The organism is Paenibacillus aceris, from assembly GCF_017874035.1.
Lineage (GTDB): Bacteria > Bacillota > Bacilli > Paenibacillales > NBRC-103111 > Paenibacillus_E > Paenibacillus_E aceris.
This window is the reverse complement of record NZ_JAGGKV010000008.1, coordinates 1-19,684: the sequence shown is the minus strand read 5'-3', so window position 1 is coordinate 19,684 and position 19,684 is coordinate 1. Positions and strand designations below refer to the sequence as shown.

Genomic DNA, 19,684 nt, shown 5'->3' with positions numbered 1-19,684 from the left:
TAAAATGCATTGCTTTGAGCCTACGGGTGAAATGCTCCAAATAAGTAAATCCTATGAAATAACGCGGAAGGCTAATGCTCCTTTTCCAAAAGGATTGAATAATGAGAGGTGAACAATGACAATGAAACTTGCAACTGATCTTTGCCGAATTTTCGGTATTCGCTACCCCATCTTTTTGGCGGGTATGGCCGGTGGACCCGGAACACCAAGCTTAGCCGCGTCGGTATCCAATGCTGGCGGGCTTGGGACGCTAGGAGCTGCTTATATGGATCCAGATACGATTCGCGATTCGATTCGCGAAATTCGCGGATTAACGAATGCTCCTTTCGGTGTCAATTTATTTGCTACTCGCACTCCTGACGACAATACGAGAATTGAAGAAGTTCAACAGCAACTCAATGCTATGAGAGATATATTGGGGATGTCTCCTGTGAAGGGGGGAGCCTTACGAACTCCGGATCTATTCGAGCAACAATTCGCTGTTGTGCTAGAAGAAAAAGTCCCGGTTATCAGCACCGCTTTTGGTGTTCTTCCCAAACATATGATGGAGCAAGCCAAAGCTGCCGGTATGCTTCTTGTGTCGATGGTGACTACCGTTAATGAAGCGATAATTGCCGAGCAGGCCGGATGCGACGCCATTGTAGCTCAAGGCAGTGAAGCTGGGGGGCACCGCGGAACATTTGATATATCCAATCGTCCATTGGGTGCGAATATCGGCACGATGGCTTTAGTCCCGCAAATTGTTGATCGAGTAAGTATTCCCGTTGTAGCGGCTGGGGGGATAATGGATGGCCGCGGCCTTATTGCTGCACTTGCACTTGGGGCACAAGGTGTTCAGATGGGGACTCGCTTTCTAACAGCGAAGGAATCGGGAGCCCATACCGCATATCAGCAAAAACTGCTCGATAGTACAGAGGAGAGTACGGTTATTACCAACGTATTTTCGGGTCGTCCTGCGAGAGGGGTTGCCAATGAATTTATCAAATTTTGGGACAAGAGCGGCATAAAGCCACTTCCATTTCCTACACAAAATATGGCGACTAGAGATATTAGAAATGCTTCAGCTAAGCAAAATAACCCCGAATTTATGTCTTTGTGGGCAGGACAAGGCTTGCGGATGCTAACTTCAGGTCAAAGTGCAGAGTCTATCATTCAAGAAACGATCGATCAGGCGAATAAAATTGTTCAACTGCGATAAGCGAAAGTTAGTTATTAGCAGTCCAATTGCTTCACTCCAAGGTGCTCAACTGCTAGCAGGAGGTTTCCGGGATTTGAACAGGTTTGATAGCATTAATCGTAGTGTGCACTTGGATGAATTTAGCAGATAAAGAATCAACCTGCTAACGATCGGGCAAAATAACCCGGTCCCGGAAATCCAACAAAAAAAAGGGTAAAATCTGAATGAACCTCCGAATAAAATCTTTTATACAAGACAACGGATTAATATGGAAAACTCCTATAGCTGCTGCACTTTCATGGGAATTAGCTAAATGGGGGGGATCGAATCATCCCTACCTGGCTCCCCTCACCGTGATACTATGCATGCAGATAACGATAAGCAAATCCATTCAATTTGCTTGGCAGCGCATTTTGGGTACGATTGTCGGTGTTGCACTTACTTCCTCAGTAGTACCTTTTATAGGGTTAACTGGCTGGAGCATTGGATTAATGATTCTTTTGGGATCGGCTTTAGTTAAGATATTGAGGTTAGATAATATCGTTATGAGTCAAGTTACTCTTAGCGTTCTGTTAGTGATGTACTTTCAAAGTAAGATGCCTACTTATCCTTTAGATCGCATTCGTGATACCGTTATCGGAGCAGCTGTTGCTTTGCTAACCCACATACTCATATTCCCACCTGATTCTGTTAAGAAAGCTAAAAACGATATAAGCAAATTTGCGGACCATTTAACTATGTATTTTTTTAAGACTGCTCAATGGGTTGAAGCTGGTTGCACTTCGATGGAAACATGGACATAAAAAAAGAAATTCAACAGTTATTTCAGGAATTACATCAAGTGACGACCGAGATGGATAAGGCGAATCAAAGTCTAAGCTATAATCTTTTCGCTTCAGAAAAACGTCGTGCACTAAAGCGACAAGCTCAGCATTTGCAAAAGCTTAGGCTTGGCTTTGCCAATCTCTCTGATATGATACGGATATTTACCGAATGGTCCGAAAGTAAGCAGTGGATGCCAGAGGATCAAAAGATTTGGGCGGATCATTTATTCACGATTGCCTTATATGTGAAAGAATGGGGTTCACATCTCGATAACCTGACCAATTCCAACGTCTTTTTTCGTACTCCTGTTCCTACTATCAAACCACCTTTCACTCTAGAGAAATATCAGTACCCACTTGCTTTGTATCATAATGCTAACCAGATTATTCAAGATTTCCATAAGTACAGCCATTAGCATAAATGAAACACGTTAAACGAAAACTCCGTTAAAAGCCAGATACTCCTTCTTCAAAGGAATATCTGGCTCTTTATTTTTATAAAGTCTTTTATTTGTGGCTCGATTAATATGCACATTAGATCTGTAATATATATGGATTATTGGAGAAATGAGAAATGAAATAAATCATTAGTTAAGGGAGGGGACTATGAGCGAACGATCGATTGGAAAAAGTACGATAAGGAAGGAATCTTTGGAGAAGGTAACCGGAACAACCAAATATTCAGCTGACTTTCCGAAAATTGGATTACTACACGCAAAATTAGCGGTCAGTCCCCACGCCCATGCAAAAATCATATCCGTTGATTTGTCGGAGGCCAGAAAAGTTCCAGGTGTGAAAGCAGTCATTATAGGTAAAGATCATCCAATTCTAACAGGATCACCTTTAGAAGACCGCCCCCCGATTGCAATTGACAAAGTCAGATATTATGGAGAGCCCGTTGCAATTGTCATTGCGGAACAAGAACACGCCGCTGAGATGGCAGCATTATTAATCAAAGTGGAATATGAGCTTTTGCCTGTCCTCCATTCCCCAGTAGAAGCCTACCAACAAGGTGCTCCTCTCTTACATGAGCAACTTGCCACTTACAAACGACACGAAGAAGTCTACCCGGAGCCTGGAACGAATATTGCTAACCGAACTAAAATACGTAAAGGGAATATGGAGGAAGGTTGGAACCTTAGCGATCATATCATTGATGTTCATGTTTCTTTACCACAGTCAGACCATGCTGCTATGGAAACACGATGTTGCACGGCTGAAATTTTACCTGACGGAAAAGTGATCATCTCTTCCGCATCGCAATCCCCCTATGTCATCCGAAGAGCGATCAGTCAATCTTTTCACATTCCTCTACAAAAAGTTATCGTTCATACACCTCTGGTTGGAGGATCGTTTGGTGGAAAAGCCGCCATTCAATTGGAATATCTCGCCTATTTGGCTTCCAGTGCTGTTGGAGGAAAAACGGTAAAAATCGTCAATTCCAGAGAACAGGACATGATCTCTTCACCCGTTCATATTGGACTAGACGCTAAAATAAGACTTGGTTGTACGAGCGAAGGGAAGCTTATGGCAGCGGAAATCCTATACTTATATGATTCTGGAGCGTATTCGGATCGGGGGGCAGAGATGAGTAAAGCGGGAGCCTGCGATTGTACAGGGCCCTATCGAATTGATAATGTTCATTGCGACTCTTTATGTATGTATACAAACCATTCATATGCTACGTCATTTCGCGGATTCGGTCATCCTGAGCTAACATTTGCGATAGAAAGATGCATGGATGTATTGGCGGAGCGATTGGAAATAGATCCTTTAGAATTTCGTTTTCTAAACGCTATCGGGATAGGTGATACCACACCGACACAAACTGTACTCGACAGAAGCAACATAGGGAATTTGCCCATGTGCATTGCAAAATTGAAAACTTTAATCCACTGGGATAACTCGCCCATCATAAAGCATGAAGGCCACTTCATCAAGGCGAAAGGAGTGTGCTGTTTTTGGAAAAATTCAAGTACGCCTACAGATGCAGGGGCAGGGGCCATTATAATGTTTAATCCCGACGGAAGTATTAATCTGTTATGTGGAGCAGTAGAATTCGGTCAAGGTACGAGGACAGCACTTACTCAAATATTAGCGGAACGGTTACGTATGGATGATCAGTTGATCCATATTTCCATGGATGTGAATACTGAATTTGATCCCCAACATTGGAAAACGGTGGCCAGCAGAAGCACATTCTTAGTGGGGAATGCCGTACTGGCGGCAGCTGAAGATGCGATTGTACAACTAAAGGTCATAGCTTCTATTGTACTTGAATGCTCGACAGATGAGTTGGAAGTCGGAGGGGGGAGGGTTTTCTGCAAAAATAACTCCGATATTGGGATTTCAATTGGGAAAATCGCAAACGGATATATGTTTCCTGATGGCCAAACGATAGGTGGACAGGTAATCGGACGCGGGAGCTACACCATGCAAAATTTAACGTTACTGGATCCGGAAACTGGAAAAGGAAACCCCGGTCCCGAGTGGACGGTTGGTGCGCAGGCCGTTGAAGTAGAATTGGACACGAGAGAGTATACTTATAAAATTATTCATGCGGCAACTGTCATCGACGCAGGTAAGGTAATCAATCCTGAATTCGCTCGGAGCCAAGTCACTGGCGGTATGAGTATTGGCCTGAGTCTAGCCAGCCGAGAAGTTTTTCATAGGAATGAGAGTGGGGCCATATTAAATCAACAATTTCGGACATACAAGCTGATACGTTATGGAGAGCAGCCGGATTACTTTGTTGATTTTGTAGAGACTCCTCATTTAGAAGCACCTTACGGATTGCGTGGAATCGGCGAACATGGTGTGATTGGAATGCCTGCCGCATTGGCTAACAGCTTGTCGGCTGCCATCGGTGTAGGACTTAATCAATTACCTCTAACGCCCGAAGTGATCTGGAGGACGAAACATGATTCCTTTTGACCTTGAATACTATAAACCTACTACAGTTCAAAAGGCTGTAGAATTATTTCAGAGTCTGCAAATGCAGGGGAAAAATCCTTTGTATTTTTCCGGTGGAACCGAAATTATTACATTTGCCCGCAGGAGGTTCATACACCCCGGAGCTGTCGTCGATTTGAAGGCCATTCCTGAGAGTAATGTCACTGAATTACAAAAAAATGGTTTGGTTATCGGATGTTGCGTCTCATTAACGAATATAACCGAAACGAATCTGTTCCCGCTACTCAGCGAGGCCGTCAAAGGTGTCGCGGACCAAACTGCCCGGAATAAAATTACGCTCGGAGGGAACATTTGCGGTGAAATCTATTATCGAGAAGCTGTTCTCCCGCTGCTGTTGACAGATAGTCGTATGGTTATAGCAGGACTTCAAGGGATAAAAGTGATAAATATTCATCATGTTTTCTCACAATGGATGAGACTGGAGAAGAATGAGTTTCTATTACAAACGATCACAGATCGTGAATATTTATCTTTGCCATATATTCACTTCAAAAAAAGGCAAATCGGTACTGTAGGCTATCCTCTCGTTACCGTGGCTGCTTTAAAAAAGGATAAACAGATTCGTTTAGCATTTAGCGGGGTATGCGCATTCCCTTTTCGATCGATTGACCTCGAACAAATAGTAAACAACTCAAGTTTGTCCTTAGCAGAAAGAATTGATCAGATAATCTGGAACCTGCCCGCTCCGGTTTTAAATAATACAGAAGGTACTGCCGATTACCGAACGTTTGTACTCAAGAATACTTTATTCGATACAGTCAAAATGTTAGAAGGGATGTAAAGTATGTCACTTCAGGGAACCAATATGTATCCAGTGATATTTCAAATTAACGGAGAAAGAAAGACAATATGGGCACGAGGTGCAGATACGCTATTGCATGTGCTGCGAGAAGGTCTAGGTTTGACGGGGTGTAAACCAGGTTGTGAAAATGGCGATTGTGGTGCCTGTACAATACTAGTTAACGATCTCCCGATGAAATCCTGTCTCATGCTCGCTGTGGAGGCAGAAGGGCAGAAACTAACAACAATTGAAGGATTGAATCATTCTCCTGTACAACAGGCTTTTGTTCAAAAGCAGGCGTTCCAATGCGGATATTGCACTCCTGGGTTTATTATGAACTGTCAAGGTTTGGTGAATTTACACCCACATGCAAATGAGGAAATGGTTCAGTTATGGCTTGAGTCCAACATTTGCAGGTGCACCTCATATGAAGAAATTCATGAAGTAGTGAAAATGATTTTTGCTTTTAAAAGTCGTGAAGAACCATAATCATTTGGAGGTTAAAAATATTACTATGACACAAGGTGACATAATTAAGCTCTATAATGGGTGATAAGTCAACGAAAGGAGCAAGAAATCATGAAAAGAAAAATAATTTTAGATTTAGCAGTTACTTTAGATGGTTTTATTGAAGGGAAAAATGGGGAAGTTGATTGGTGCATGATAGACCCTGAAATGGGGTTTATTAATTTCTTAAATCAAATTGATGTTATTTTATATGGAAGAAAAAGCTATGATTTATGGGGACAATTTACTCCAGAAATTGAACACTCGGATACGGAGAAAGAAATTTGGGCATTAGTTCATAGTAAAGAGAAATATGTGTTTTCGAGGACACTAAATAGTACGGATAATAAAGCCATATTCATAAATGCTAATCTTCTTGAAGAAGTAAATAAATTAAAGGAGAAGCCTGGTAAAGACATCTGGCTGTATGGTGGTGCAAGTCTTATTACAACGTTTATCAATTTAGGGCTTGTTGACGAATATCGATTATCTGTTCATCCTGTGATTTTGGGAGAAGGAAAACCATTGTTTATTGATATAAAACAGAGGTTGAATTTAAAAATGGTTAATACTAGAACGTTCTCCTCTGGCGTTGTGCAACTAATCTATCATTCGGATTCTCATTCGTATGATAAATTTGAATAAAAGCAAGGAGCAATTGCTCCTTGTTTTTTTCTTTAAATGAAATTGTGGATTTGCTATCGCAAATTGGCTTGAATTTATCCATAACTACTTCCGTCCCATTGATGAAATGCAAGCAGCTCAAGATCAATCTCGAGCCCAATTCCACTACCGGAAGGTAAAGTGATTTCACTATTCGAAGGATAAATAGGGAATAAATTTGTAAAAGGGTTATCCATGGCATCCCATTCTACAGGTTCGATGGAATCACTTGCCATTTTACCCCATGGTTCCACACAAGCATGAGCTAAAATAGCATATAGCCGTGACAACGCCCCATCATATGAATGTGGTGTTACGCGAATTCCAAAACTTCTAGCAAGACCTAATGTTTCCCGATAACCGTCAATGCCGCTCTCGTGCAATGGATCCGGAGTGAGAAAATCAAGAGCATGCTGGCTTAATAGAGGTAAAAAGTCTGCTACTTTTCTGATATTTTCTCCGCCGGCTAGAGGGATAGACAAGCGGTTTCTAAGCGAGACATATTCAGAGATGCGCATCATCTCCAGTGGCTCTTCAAACCATAATAGATTATCCCATGTATCAAGTAGAGACTGCCAGCGTAGAACAGCAATTGCATCATAGCTTTGATTGGCATCCAACGCCAGATCAATCTTTCCCTGTAACAAGTTTTGAACCATAACGATATGCTGTTGGTCCTCAGATATTGATTTCCCGCCTATCTTAACCTTAATCTTATTAAATCCTTGATTGATAACTTGCTCAATACCACTCAGAGAGGCCTTTTGCCAATGTCTCTCTTCTGAATAGCTTTGAAACGAAGCATATACCGGCACTTTCTCCCGAAACTTGCCTCCCCATAGGTCACAAACAGATACATTGCCTATTTTGGCCAGGATTTCTGTTAGTGCCATGCTAACTGCGGCAGATGAACGGGAATGCCATTTTTTCAAAGTCCAAACGATGGTATTCCTATCAGCTACTCGTTTACCAATCAAAAAAGGTATGATTCGTTCTTTAAAGCCTTTATGTAATGTCGGCAACCAATCAATGCATTCTCCCCAACCTTCGACACCTGTATCTGTCGTTATACGAATTAAATAACAGGTACGGTATGTTTTCATTCCGTTCGCATCCCCATATGGCTTGGGAAGACGATAAAATAGTGGAAAGGTATCGATTTTACGAATAAGCAAGAGTAGTACCTCCAAAAGTTAAAACCAGACTAAGACTTCTATCATACAGCATGCTTAAAGCAGGCCAGTAGAGTGGAGACTTGACTCTTCATCAATAGCATCCATAAGACCGAAAATGGCATCACCCACGAAACCATAAATGCGTTCAACACCTAAGATTCGAAGCTGTTCAAGCATCAGCTCCGCCACGGTGTAAGGTTGGGGATTCAGAGGAATCTTTTTATGATGATTTACTTTGATTAACATCGTTATCTTAGTGCTCCTAGACTCATTTTCACGTAGTATGTACTTAATTTTGGAATATATTTGATATGCCGAGGAAATAATTTGAAACGACAGAACTGCATTGAAAGAGGGGACTTTATATGAATTGGTCTGGATGGTCAATTGACCGCGTGCTAATTTTATTTGTTAGCTTGGCCTATCTAGTGATTGGCATACAGGTGACGATGTTTCATTACCGGCAAAATTTTACGCATAAAGCGATGTGGATACCCGTGATTTCTTCACCTATTTTCCTGATAGCTGGTCTGATTCTGACTTGGTATAATGCTCCATGGGTGCACACCATGTTTATGGCGTTTATGTGGTTTGGTGCATTGGCTGGTTTGATCGGCTTTTACTTTCATTTTAGAGGTGTCGGGATTCGGGTAGGCGGATGGGCGATGCGAAATTTTCTCATAGGGCCTCCCGTTGCACTGCCCTTGATGTTTTCGGCACTTAGTGTTCTTGGCTTGATCGCGATCTACTGGAAGGTTCGGTGATCAGATGACCCAAGTAAGTCATTACCCATCATTCGATGTCATGCACGAAAAGGATCAATGGGATGAGCATACGCAAATGATCGTAATCTCCCGGTTGAATTCGGAGATCAGCTTTCGTTTTCTAACCATATTAGAAAGGGAGATTCTTGGGCGAATCTGTTCGCTCTTGCTCAACGATCATAGGCCAGACATATTGGACTATATCCTGTGTCACATCGATCAAAGTTTGCATCAATCGCCTGGTGAGAGTCAGAGGAAAGTTGGCGTTCCACATGCTCGTCCGCGGCTATACCCTGCATGCACATGGGGTAAGACCTATCGGTTTCGCCAATGGAATTACCCAAGCACAGGGTGGGCCCATTTGGGGGGAAAGATTCAGGGAGGCATTGCTGGATTACAATTACTACGGCAGAATTACTTTGGTTGGAGAAGTTCTGCCAAATACGGCGAACCGGGTGACGTTAGCGGAAGAAAAAGATGAGTACGGACTGCCGCAGGCAAAAGTTACATTCAGTTATGGCGATAATGGCCGAAAACTTATTGATCATGCTGTCGATAAAATGAGTGCAATTCTTGAGGCTGCAGGAGGCAACGTCGAATTCGTTATTCCGGACACGGCTCATATGATGGGAGGGTGTCGGATGGGGAATGATCCAAAGTCATCTGTCGTTAATTCGTATGGCCAAACGCATGATATCCCGAATCTCTTCATCTGTGATGCGAGTATTTTTGTCACCTCAGGTGCCGGAAATCCAACGAATACCGTTATGTCATTAGCGTTAAGGACAGCAGATTATATCAAAGAGAAAGCGAAGAAGCTTGAATGGTCAAGGCCGGTTTAACCGGTCTTTTTGCATTGCTCCACATATGCTTGATAAGCAAAATCATCTGCGCGTTGTTCTACATCAAGGTTACGGTAGTTAGTGGCTTGCTGAACAGCTTCTTTCAGTGCGGAGTGATAGGAGTCGAGGTTCTTCTCATTATGGATGCGCAAATGATCTAAAGCATCGATTAGATGAAAAAATTCATGATACAAAATAAAATAGGGCAGGTCATTTTTCATAATTGGGTACCGGGATAACACTTGACTTTCATCGGACGTCATATAACGATCATGGGGTATATGAATATTAATTTTGGCCTTTCTATATTGCCTGTCGATCATGACCGAACCGCCATAAAATGGCCCTGACGAGACGTGTAGTTTGCATGGAATAGCAGGAGAATACCGCCGCGATAGGAATTGTAATTGTTGACGCAGCCTTTTCTCCCAAACGCGAACTCTTAGTTTCCTCCATTTAAAAGCTTGAAGCAGTTTTCTAAGCATCAAAATCCCTCCTACTAAGTTAACCTTAGAGGGAGGGCTATTTTTTTTCAATAGAGAAATATAGGAAGCAGTTAATCTGGCGGTTTTATAAAAATTATTTAGATATCGAGCTTCCGGGTACCGATCCATTTCACCATCTCAGGATCGCGATGTGAAAAGAACAAGCTCTGTTTCGTATCTAACGTAGTAATCGACGCCATATCCTCTTGTCTTAATTCAAAATCAAAGATATCGAAGTTTTCGACAATTCTTTCTTTACGAACAGACTTTGGAATCACGACGACTCCTCTTTGTGTCAACCAACGTAAAACCACCTGAGCAACGGATTTATGATACTTTTCAGCTATGGATACCAATACCTCATTTTGGAACATGTTATTTCTTCCTTCAGCAAAAGGCGCCCAGGACTCAATCTGAACATTGTTCTCTTTCATGAATTTTGCACTTTCGATTTGTTGGTTGAAAGGGTGCGTTTCAACCTGGTTTACGGCAGGAACGACTTCATTATGAATAATCAAATCGAGTAGACGATCCGTATGGAAATTACTAACGCCAATTGCTCGAACCTTTCCTTCACGATATAATTCCTCCATAGCACGCCAAGACCCATACACATCTCCATATGGCTGATGTATTAAATACAAATCCAAATACTCGAGTTGCAATCTTTCCAATGATTTATGAAATGCTTTTTTTGTGTTCTCATATCCAGTATCCTGAACCCAAAGCTTCGTAGTGATAAATAATTCCTCTCTTGCCACGCCACTCCGTTTGATCGCTCTGCCAACTGCTTCTTCATTCAGATAAGAGGCAGCTGTATCAATTAGCCGATAGCCTGCAATTATAGCCTCATAAACGCTTTGTTCACACTCATTATGATCTGCAATTTGATAAACACCAAAACCGAGAACAGGCATCTCAACACCATTGTTTAAAATTACTTTTTGCATATAAAATCCTCCAGTTATTTAAAATTATCTGTAAAATGGGGTGTGTCCTTTGTGTATTTCTATTTCCGCATGGGTTCTTGTTCTCCATAAGATAAATAGCGATAAAATCACAAGTGCCAGACACACCCAATATACATGACGAAATCCCGTAAACTGGGCAATGATACCTCCACCCAAATTTCCAACTAATCTTCCAATAATGGACCCATTGGAATAAATCGTTGTGGAAAGCCCCGGTGAATTAGGCAGCAAATTCATGAAATAGCTTAGTCCATTGCCCAAGACAATCGCTATAAACGTTGCCTGCAGAAGCTGCGCTGCGATCAACTGCCAAGGATGGGTCGATAAACATAAGATGATGTAATAGATAACAGCAATAACGCAGGCGATCATCATCAGTGTATGATTCGAAATCTTTCTGCCCAGGGCACCGAGCACTAGCATAATGGGAATTTCCAGACCGGCGCAAACACTAACTACGAGTCCCACATCCGTGTGAGTACCATGAAGCTCATTCACAATAAAGAGCGCTGTGTTGAACGAGTTAATGGCAATAACAGCAAAGAGAAAAATAAAGGCGATAAATGGCTGCCAGATCTGCCTGTTTTTGAACGAAGCGGTACTTGTACTCTTTCTCTTTGCGGTATTGCTTTCAACTGCTTTCTTTTGCAGAAACAGGAATACGAGAGATGCAATAGTAAGATAGATGGCGGATGTCACCAGAAAGAGACCCTTGTAGCCCATCCATGTCAAAAATAATGTCCCAACTAACGGTCCGACTAAAAATCCTAGCGAAAAGAGAGAGCGCAGTGTGGACATGGCAAACGTCTTGTCATCGGGATTGCTTACATTTGCGGACTCCTGTGCATAGGCAAAGATTTGCGGCATGACCGGAGCCCCTAATCCACTAAAAAGACTGACAATAATCAAAAGAATAAAGTAGTTATGAAACACTAAATACGAGGCATATCCCAAAGCAGATGAGATTATGGCAAACATAATGATCCATTTTCGGTCAAGCCCGCGGTCAGAATGTTTAGCAATGAGCGAGTTCACCACCACGCCGCTTAATGAACTCACCGCCATGAAAACGCCAAAGGCCCCAGCACTCATTCTAATATCTTCTGTAAAATACAGGGATAAATACGGCATTGTGATCGAGATCCCTGTACCGAGCAACAGCATACAAATGACGAATAAACTGTATCCTTTGATCGCAAATAGTTTTTTTAACCGTGTATACAGCTCCTAGTCCTCCTTCGTTTCCTTGGTTTCTTATATTAAACCGCACCAACTACGGGATGGGGAACGTACGGCTCTTCCAGGAACGAAATTTCTTCAGGTGTTAACTTAAACGATAGAGCACCTACGGCTTCTTCGAGCTGAGACACTTTCGTGGCACCGATAATAGGAGCTGAGACAGGTTCTTTCTGCAGCAACCAAGCAAGTGCGATATGAATACGGGGGATGTTATGTTTTTCTGCGATTACTGCAACACGCTCCACGACCAACCGATCCGTATTTGCTGTCGCATCGTATTTCATTTTTTGCATATGATCGGTTTCGGAACGAAGTGTCGTTTCCGACCAATCACGCACAAGTCTTCCTGATGCAAGCGGGCTATATGGAATTACACCGATTTTTTCTTCCTTGCATAGCGGCATCATTTCCCTTTCCTCTTCACGGTAGATGAGGTTTAAATGATTCTGCATCGACACAAACCGGGACCATCCATTTTTCTCGGCTGCATGTAGAGCTTTCAGAAACTGCCATGCGTACATGGCAGAAGCACCAATATATCTTGCTTTACCAGCCTTCACAACATCATGCAAGGCTTCCATTGTTTCTTCAATGGGAGTATTGTAGTCCCAGCGATGGATTTGATAAAGGTCAACATAATCAGTTCCCAGTCTTTTAAGACTTTTATCGATTTCACTCATGATTGCCTTTCGGGAAAGTCCTGCGCCATTTGGACCTTGATGCATACGTCCATGCACCTTTGAAGCAAGAACAATTTCATCTCGATTAGCATAATCCTTTAGTGCTCGTCCAATAATTTCCTCACTAGTTCCATCTGCATATACATTCGCCGTATCGAAGAAATTGATACCTAATTCAAGGGCTTTTTTTATAATAGGACGACTGCGCGCCTCATCAAGTATCCAAGGATGATGCCACCGCTCTGCTACACCAAAGCTCATACAGCCAAGACAAAGCCGGGATACATCCAGGCCGGTATTTCCAAGTTTCACATAATCCATTTGTCGATACGCTCCTTTGTTCCTTTTGGTTAATGGGGTATAACCTTATTATGCAACAGATGTAGAAACGACCGGTATCCCATTCATGCCAAATGATTGCCTAATCCTCTCGCTTCATTTTTTTATTAGAATAAAAGTCTTGCAGCGGCATATCCTCGGCCGCCTGGGCAACAATTCAGACATATCCTTCGACGATTTGTACCAATTGATCCCAGTAGCGGAAAAAGAAATATCCAGCAAGTGGGACCTTATTCAAAATAAAATTTATCGGGGATATGTCGCTATTCAATTTGGACTTCACAGCCATCAGTGTATTTTGGTCAATGCCGCTGCATCCCAAGGGGCGCAACGTCACGTTACTTCAAGGATGTTCAACAAATTATAATGCGAAGAGTAAAAATAGAAAGGGAAAAGGATTGAGGAGTTTATTCCTCAATCCTTTTATTCTGACTATTGTATGATTTGTTGAGCCACAATAACCAAGTCAAGGAGGTCAATTTTACCGTCGAGATTCAGGTCGGACTGTTTGAATTGATTCCAATTCGGATCATCTGAAGTTCGGCCGTAAGCCGCCGCTACAATCGCCAAATCACCAATGGAATACTTTCCGTCGTTATTTACATCACCTGGAGAGGATGTATGAACAGATGACAAGAAAGATTGCAGAGCTTCCTGCAATTCTGCGGCTGCCTGTTCAACCTGATCTTGACCGGCTTGTTCATTGTTCACTACAGCTTGAGCTTTGTTGATTGCCGCTTGAAGAACGGCTTTGGATCCAACAGGATATTGGCCTGGTGCACTGCCTTCTATCGCTGCGTCATATGCCTGCTGCGCAGAAGCAATAGCTGCTTGAAGATTTGCTTTATTGATAACAGTAATAAGAACGTGACCCTCTGCACCCGGTACATCGTATTCCGATCCGTCCGCTTTGGCAAGGACGATATTCTGAACCAAAATCGCTGCGCTGGAACCTTGAGTTAGCTGCCTAGACTTAAAGGTGAATTTCAGTACATCTCCGTCTGTATGAACGGCATGCGAGGTTCCTTCGCTAAAGGCGATAACGCGAATCGTACCCGCATCGACCTGTTTATGGTCGGATACGATAAATCCTTCTTGCAGCGATGATACCGAAACGAATTCGAGCTGCTCGGGATCATATTTGACAGTCAGGTCTTGTGCCAAGTAGGAATCCGAAATGTCGGTCAACCCATATTGAACATCAAACGTTTGACCGGCCGGCACCGAATTAGGATCAACGTACAAGGTTGCCGCTGGATGGATAGATGTGCTGTAGAGGAATCCTGCATTCACCCAATCCCCATGGTCGAAGTTCTTCCCGTCATAATCATCAAGAGTCAGCTTGATTTGTTTCGCATTTTCAGGAAGCTTTACATTGAAATTCCAAAATTCATTATTTCCCATTACTGGAGAATCAGACATCAAAACTCCGTCAACATAAACTTTGAAAATAATGCTGCCTTGGCCATCTTTATTAACTTCGTTATCAACACCAGCAACAGCAACAAAACGTTTAGCGCCTGGAACGATATTGTAGACGATATCAGAAGGTGCATGTGTACCGATCCCTTTGCCATACACTTGCCCTGCCACAGTCAGCGGGTTACCGTCTATTGATTTATTTAGTTTGATAGAAGAAAATCCGGTTGTTGCGCTTACCCATGTCAAATCGTTCAGATAAACATCCGGTAAAGAAGGAGTAGGCAGCATATGTTCAACGCTGAATAATTTCTTTTCGGCAGAGACAGCATCATGTCCTTCAATAAACAGTTTAGCTTTAATGACAGCTCGACTTGATGCAAACGAGAATGGAGCCGTGTATAACAGTGATTGTCGGTCGGGTTCGCTTCCATCCAGAGTGTATCTGATATCATAGTTGCTGCCTTCCGCATTTGTTTGGAAATGAACTTTACCGCCTTTATCTACCTTATCTCCATTTCCGTCATAGGTAATTTCTAAATAAGGAGAGGTTTGATTAAATCTGGCCGATATATCCGTTCCGGAGCCATCACCTGCCAATATTTTGGCACGAAGTGTTGAAGTGCCGGTAATTTGGATATAGTTTGCATATTTTGGCGAGTTAACTGTCGGCTCACTTCCGTCCAGCGTATAGTGGATCTCGCTTTGAGGGCTTGTTGCATGCAGGACTACCTTCTTACTATCAACAAATCCACCGCCATATGGCTCCATATCCAATTTGGAGAATTTGGCGACGTAGCCGCCGCTACTCCGCATGTCGGCAGTTAACTCTGTATACTTATTTACGTTCTTTGATGCTAGCGAATAGCCTTGCTGCTTCATTAAATCGTCTCCGTAGATCGCGGCCTGATAGGAGCCATCGCCTAAGAAAGACAAGTTAAATTTCATGCTCCGGGAATCTAAACCATTAATGACAGCCACATACCAAGTCGTTCCATGACGTCTGGCAAGCGCGGACACTTGCCCGATTTCACTCTCTGGCAGAACAATGGTTTCATCCCAGGTAGACGGCATGCTTTTTATCAGTTCTACTGCAGGATTGACGATCATCTTTTGGGGATGTTCCCCGAATACCATGTAAGGCGATGTAAAAGTTAGCGCAGTTGCAAGCTGATTGCTCCATGAACTGTTGCCCATATGCCCGCTAAAGCTGAGAGGTGTATAATCACCGTGTCCAGCTAAGTACCTGGTAAAAGGTAATGTCGCATTAAAATCAGCGGGTGGTGCTCCTTGCTCTAATCCGTACACGGCTTCTCTGCTCAACTCATTCGGATATGTACGCGATAGGCCGGTTGGCTTATTTGCCCCGTGGAAATCAACCATCAGGTGGAATTCTGTCGCATCAATCAACGTATCGCGGTAAAAATTCATTTTAAACATTTCTTCGCCATCGATAAAGTCAATTTTAACTCCTACAACTCCGAGATCATGCAATTTTTGGAATAATTCCCGGCGTGCAGTTTGGTCATATATACCTTTAATTCCATTGCGGTCCGGAGCGGCTTTCCAAACCCATGTTGCTACATTTTTCTGTTTTCCGTAATCGATAACATCTTTCAGTGCATCCCAATATGTACCGCTGCTGCTGCTCCAACTTTGCCATCCTTCGTCTACGAGATTATAAGGAATTCCGAGTTCAGAAGCGTAATCCATATAAAGTTTCATATTATCAACGGTAACACCGCCGCCACCCAGCCACGACCATGTTGAAGAACCAGGGTGGATCCAGTCAGCGTCTTTATATGAATCGGATGGAGGCGCTGAAACATTACTGATAATATCGTTGTTAACCAGTCCGTTTAGATCCGGACTTAACATCACGATTCTCCAAGGCGTTTCGATTTGGCCTGATAAAGACCAGCTTCCGTTATTTTGGAAATTTGCTTTAAATGTTTGATTACCGCTCGCGATTAAAGACATGCCTGCGTAGTTAACAAGTGCTCCTTCTGTAATCGATGCATAACCGAGATTGTCAAGCAATTTGAAGGTCAAAGGGGGAGCTATTTGAGTTCCGACTGGCACCAGTTCGGCATTCGCTTTGGTATATTTACTTTCGTATGAAGTAATGTTCGTTGAATACCAAACTTGGCTTCCAGCGGGAACTTTAAAGCTGGTGCTTTCGCCTGAAATATTGCGGGCAGAAGTACCCTCTGGAATGACATAACGGAATGCAATGCCATCGTCAAACATCTTCACTTCCAGGGTATATTGCAAACCTGTTATCACATTAGTAATCGGTATTTTTGTAAGCGTATGCAAATCCTGCGCTATAGAATGAACGCCCGTCCAAGGATATGACTCTTGAGCTGGAGCACTTCGTTCTGGCGTACCTAATTCAACTTTATTGCCAATATCCATACCGTCTGCCAAAATTCCTAAATTAGACTCTTCGATGACCGGCTTACCGGCCATATTTACGGAGTAAACCAACTTACCGGAGCTTTGTTTGACCAAGCCGGTTACTTTACCGTTGGGACTCGAAACCTCCACTGGCTGCGACTCATTCGGAGTGCCATGGGTCGAGTCTAAAATAAATCCAGCATCTACCCAATCCCCATGGTCGCAAGTGATTTCTCCCACAGAGTCTACGACGAGCGTCAATTGTTTAGAACCGGCAGGAATAGGTACATCGAAGGTGTATGATCCGTTTTTAAGGACCTCTGGCGAACTGGCAAGATCGACACCATCCACCTTCACGATAAACTTCACCTTAGCTTTAACACTGTCTGGGTTGCTGTTAATATCCGTATCGATACCGGCCACTGCTACGAAGCGGCTGTAAGTAGGGTACAAATCATACACGATCTTGGAATTCGCATGAGTTCCTATCCCATTGCTATAAGACTTACCGGCAACGTTAAGGGGATTTCCGTCAATGGATTTATTTAGCTGAGTCGTACCCCATCCAGCGACAGCGCTTTTCCAGGTTAAATCCGATATATTAATATCCGGCTGCTGAGACGCATTGGTCTGGACTTCTTGGGCGCTTACAGATCTGATGTTACCGATGGCCGCAGAAAGCAATAACGTAGATGCGAGCAACAGAGCTACGCTTTTCGCATAAATTCGATTCCTCAAAGTATTCATCATTTCCTTTCATTTTAGGTATTCGATTTGGAAGGGGAGAAGTCGAACCAAGCGTCAACCCATTTCATCGTTTGGCGTTATTCAATTAGTACTCAGTTAGTGCATAGTATCCAACTCCTTTTCAGTTCTCTTCATACCGATACGTCTTGTATCGATAATTAGAGAGGTATTCCTTATTATTCATCTCACCATCCGTAGTGACTACCAATAAATGGAATAAATAATCAGTTGAATCTAATTATATTCTTACAACAAGGACAATAAAATATGAATATCCTCATTATTTCTATAAAAATACTTATCTTTTTACTGTTGGGCGAATGCGTTTCTCATGTAAAGTTAGCACATCCTTCATCATAATCGATTGCGAAAAAGATAATAATGAGGTAAACCTATCTTTTCTTCCGATTTTCTACCTTTTTATATTCGGCAGCCGAGTAGCCTTTGCTATCGAAATCGAGGCTGAGCCTTCTCCTTGAGCATTTATCACAAGAAGCGGGAGGGGGGCGATTTAATTCCCTATAATTTCCGCGAACTTGCACACCTCTCAGATCGTTTCTAGTGATTTGAGGGGTGTTTTGTATTTAATACTCCATAGTATCAATTCCCGAAAACCTTCCTAATTGTTTCCCGATTTTTTCCCGAACATTTCCCAGCCGTGTCTCACGAAAAATGAATTCCACGTGTTGTATGATAAATCCAGAAAGCAAATTTAAACGTTGGAGGTTTTTAACGATGATCAAAGCGAACAAAGCATTGAAATAGATTATAGGGGCTGCATTGCTTACATTAATGGCTGTTCCCGCAACGGTTAGTGCAAAGCCTGAAGCGAAGCCAGAGGCGATGAAAGCCACAAAACCAGGATTGATTTTAGCAGCCAAGCCAGAAGCCAAACCAGAAGCGTGAGTCGCATTTTATTTGGAGTCAAAACTAACTAGATAAAAGGAGAGAATTTAACAGATGACATTAAATTTCAGTAAACGAAAACAAACTTCGGTAATCACAATTTTGCTGGCAGGCTGTTTGGCTTTCGGCAGTATAGCCAGCGCTTTTGGCGAGACGCCTCCTGCAGACGTGCAGATCAAGGAGTTCAGCTTGCTTGATACGTCGTCTGACGTAGTAGGTGCAGCTGATTTTACGCCTGAGGGCAACAAGGATGGCCACTTCAAGCTGCGTCTAAACCTTGCACAACATACGGTTATCAATTCCGTTGTACTGCGTTCCACTGATGCATATGGTAAAGATAATTATCAAGGGGTTTGGAGAACCAACCATGTGACAACGGGGTGGCTGCTCGGCATAATTCAGGACAAAACTGTTACATCGGCAAGCGGCACAACACATGAAAACATCATCATCAACCCGGGTTTTCGTAAGGATGTTAAAGAACCTGTCGGTGAATTCGAGGGTGAGCTTAACCTTGACTTGTACGCTAGCGATAATGGCACGATCAAGGAAACGCAATATTATGTCTTAGAAATTATGACTCCACAAGGTACTGTTGTTTCCAAACCCATAAAATATAAAAGTCCGATGACAACAGGGGAAACTACAGACTCAGCAAGTCCGACACCAGCACCGACAACGAAACCAGACTCAACACCAACACCAACACCAACACCAACACCAACACCAACACCAACACCAACACCAACACCAACACCAACACCAACACCAACACCAACACCAACACCAACA

At 42.8% G+C, this 19,684-nt stretch carries 16 protein-coding genes and 2 pseudogenes; 10 read left to right on the top strand and 8 right to left on the bottom strand.

The window, feature by feature from the left end:
- Positions 1–115: 115 nt before the first annotated feature.
- The 7 genes from J2Z65_RS16185 (at position 116) to J2Z65_RS16160 (ending at position 6,907) form a co-directional block, all read left to right on the top strand.
- The gene (locus tag J2Z65_RS16185; protein WP_167059630.1) at positions 116–1,198 is read left to right on the top strand and encodes an NAD(P)H-dependent flavin oxidoreductase; all 1,083 of its coding nucleotides are present in this window, start codon (positions 116–118) and stop codon (positions 1,196–1,198) included.
- A gap of 203 nt (positions 1,199–1,401) precedes the next feature.
- A complete protein-coding gene (locus tag J2Z65_RS35315; protein WP_240159758.1) occupies positions 1,402–1,980 on the top strand; it encodes an FUSC family protein in 579 nt (192 codons plus the stop codon).
- The gene (locus J2Z65_RS35310) at positions 1,971–2,417 is read left to right on the top strand and encodes a hypothetical protein (protein WP_240159757.1); all 447 of its coding nucleotides are present in this window, start codon (positions 1,971–1,973) and stop codon (positions 2,415–2,417) included. Before J2Z65_RS35315 ends, J2Z65_RS35310 begins: the two co-directional genes overlap by 10 nt.
- Positions 2,418–2,607: 190 nt before the next feature.
- Positions 2,608–4,935 carry a xanthine dehydrogenase family protein molybdopterin-binding subunit gene (locus J2Z65_RS16175; protein WP_167059627.1) on the top strand — a complete coding sequence of 776 codons (2,328 nt, stop codon included), beginning with the start codon at positions 2,608–2,610 and terminating at the stop codon, positions 4,933–4,935.
- The gene (locus J2Z65_RS16170; RefSeq protein ID WP_209855907.1) at positions 4,922–5,755 is read left to right on the top strand and encodes an FAD binding domain-containing protein; all 834 of its coding nucleotides are present in this window, start codon (positions 4,922–4,924) and stop codon (positions 5,753–5,755) included. The genes J2Z65_RS16175 and J2Z65_RS16170 overlap by 14 nt, the downstream gene beginning before the upstream one ends.
- 3 nt (positions 5,756–5,758) lie before the next feature.
- Positions 5,759–6,244, top strand: coding sequence for a (2Fe-2S)-binding protein (locus tag J2Z65_RS16165; RefSeq protein WP_167059624.1), 486 nt, complete (start codon positions 5,759–5,761; stop codon positions 6,242–6,244).
- A 90-nt stretch (positions 6,245–6,334) separates the two neighbouring features.
- Positions 6,335–6,907 carry a dihydrofolate reductase family protein gene (locus tag J2Z65_RS16160; protein ID WP_209855904.1) on the top strand — a complete coding sequence of 191 codons (573 nt, stop codon included), beginning with the start codon at positions 6,335–6,337 and terminating at the stop codon, positions 6,905–6,907.
- Positions 6,908–6,981: 74 nt separating this feature from the next.
- On the opposite strand, the gene J2Z65_RS16155 is transcribed toward J2Z65_RS16160, so the two are convergent.
- Positions 6,982–8,100, bottom strand: coding sequence for a mandelate racemase/muconate lactonizing enzyme family protein (locus J2Z65_RS16155; protein WP_167059621.1), 1,119 nt, complete (start codon positions 8,098–8,100; stop codon positions 6,982–6,984).
- Between the two features lie 54 nt (positions 8,101–8,154).
- Positions 8,155–8,346: a hypothetical protein gene (locus tag J2Z65_RS16150; RefSeq protein WP_167059618.1), complete on the bottom strand. Its 192-nt coding sequence runs from the start codon at positions 8,344–8,346 to the stop codon at positions 8,155–8,157.
- Between the two features lie 119 nt (positions 8,347–8,465).
- Between J2Z65_RS16150 and J2Z65_RS16145 the strand changes: the two genes are divergently transcribed.
- Both J2Z65_RS16145 and J2Z65_RS16140 read left to right on the top strand, forming a co-directional pair.
- Positions 8,466–8,864 (top strand): hypothetical protein, encoded by a 399-nt coding sequence (locus J2Z65_RS16145; protein ID WP_209855901.1) that lies wholly within the window; start codon positions 8,466–8,468, stop codon positions 8,862–8,864.
- Between the two features lie 281 nt (positions 8,865–9,145).
- Positions 9,146–9,706: pseudogene (locus J2Z65_RS16140) on the top strand (GMC oxidoreductase); the annotation flags it as partial.
- On the opposite strand, the gene J2Z65_RS16135 reads toward J2Z65_RS16140, so the two are convergent.
- From J2Z65_RS16135 to J2Z65_RS16110, 6 genes are all read right to left on the bottom strand, one after another.
- Positions 9,703–10,191 (bottom strand): hypothetical protein, encoded by a 489-nt coding sequence (locus J2Z65_RS16135; protein WP_167059612.1) that lies wholly within the window; start codon positions 10,189–10,191, stop codon positions 9,703–9,705. The pseudogene J2Z65_RS16140 and the gene J2Z65_RS16135 sit on opposite strands and share 4 nt — an antisense overlap.
- Before the next feature lie 98 nt (positions 10,192–10,289).
- Complete coding sequence (locus J2Z65_RS16130) at positions 10,290–11,141, bottom strand: aldo/keto reductase (protein WP_209855898.1); 852 nt, start codon at positions 11,139–11,141, stop codon at positions 10,290–10,292.
- 24 nt (positions 11,142–11,165) lie between these two features.
- Positions 11,166–12,326, bottom strand: a complete 1,161-nt coding sequence (locus tag J2Z65_RS16125; RefSeq protein ID WP_244999159.1) for a sugar efflux transporter — start codon at positions 12,324–12,326, stop codon at positions 11,166–11,168.
- Between the two features lie 95 nt (positions 12,327–12,421).
- Entirely contained in the window at positions 12,422–13,402 is a 981-nt protein-coding gene (locus tag J2Z65_RS16120; RefSeq protein ID WP_167059608.1) for an aldo/keto reductase, read from the bottom strand.
- Between the two features lie 450 nt (positions 13,403–13,852).
- Positions 13,853–17,977 carry an NPCBM/NEW2 domain-containing protein gene (locus J2Z65_RS16115; protein ID WP_209855895.1) on the bottom strand — a complete coding sequence of 1,375 codons (4,125 nt, stop codon included), beginning with the start codon at positions 17,975–17,977 and terminating at the stop codon, positions 13,853–13,855.
- 593 nt (positions 17,978–18,570) lie between these two features.
- Positions 18,571–18,867 carry a hypothetical protein gene (locus tag J2Z65_RS16110; protein ID WP_167059599.1) on the bottom strand — a complete coding sequence of 99 codons (297 nt, stop codon included), beginning with the start codon at positions 18,865–18,867 and terminating at the stop codon, positions 18,571–18,573.
- A gap of 79 nt (positions 18,868–18,946) precedes the next feature.
- Between J2Z65_RS16110 and J2Z65_RS16105 the strand changes: the two are divergent.
- Positions 18,947–19,684, top strand: a pseudogene (locus J2Z65_RS16105) (hypothetical protein); the annotation flags it as partial.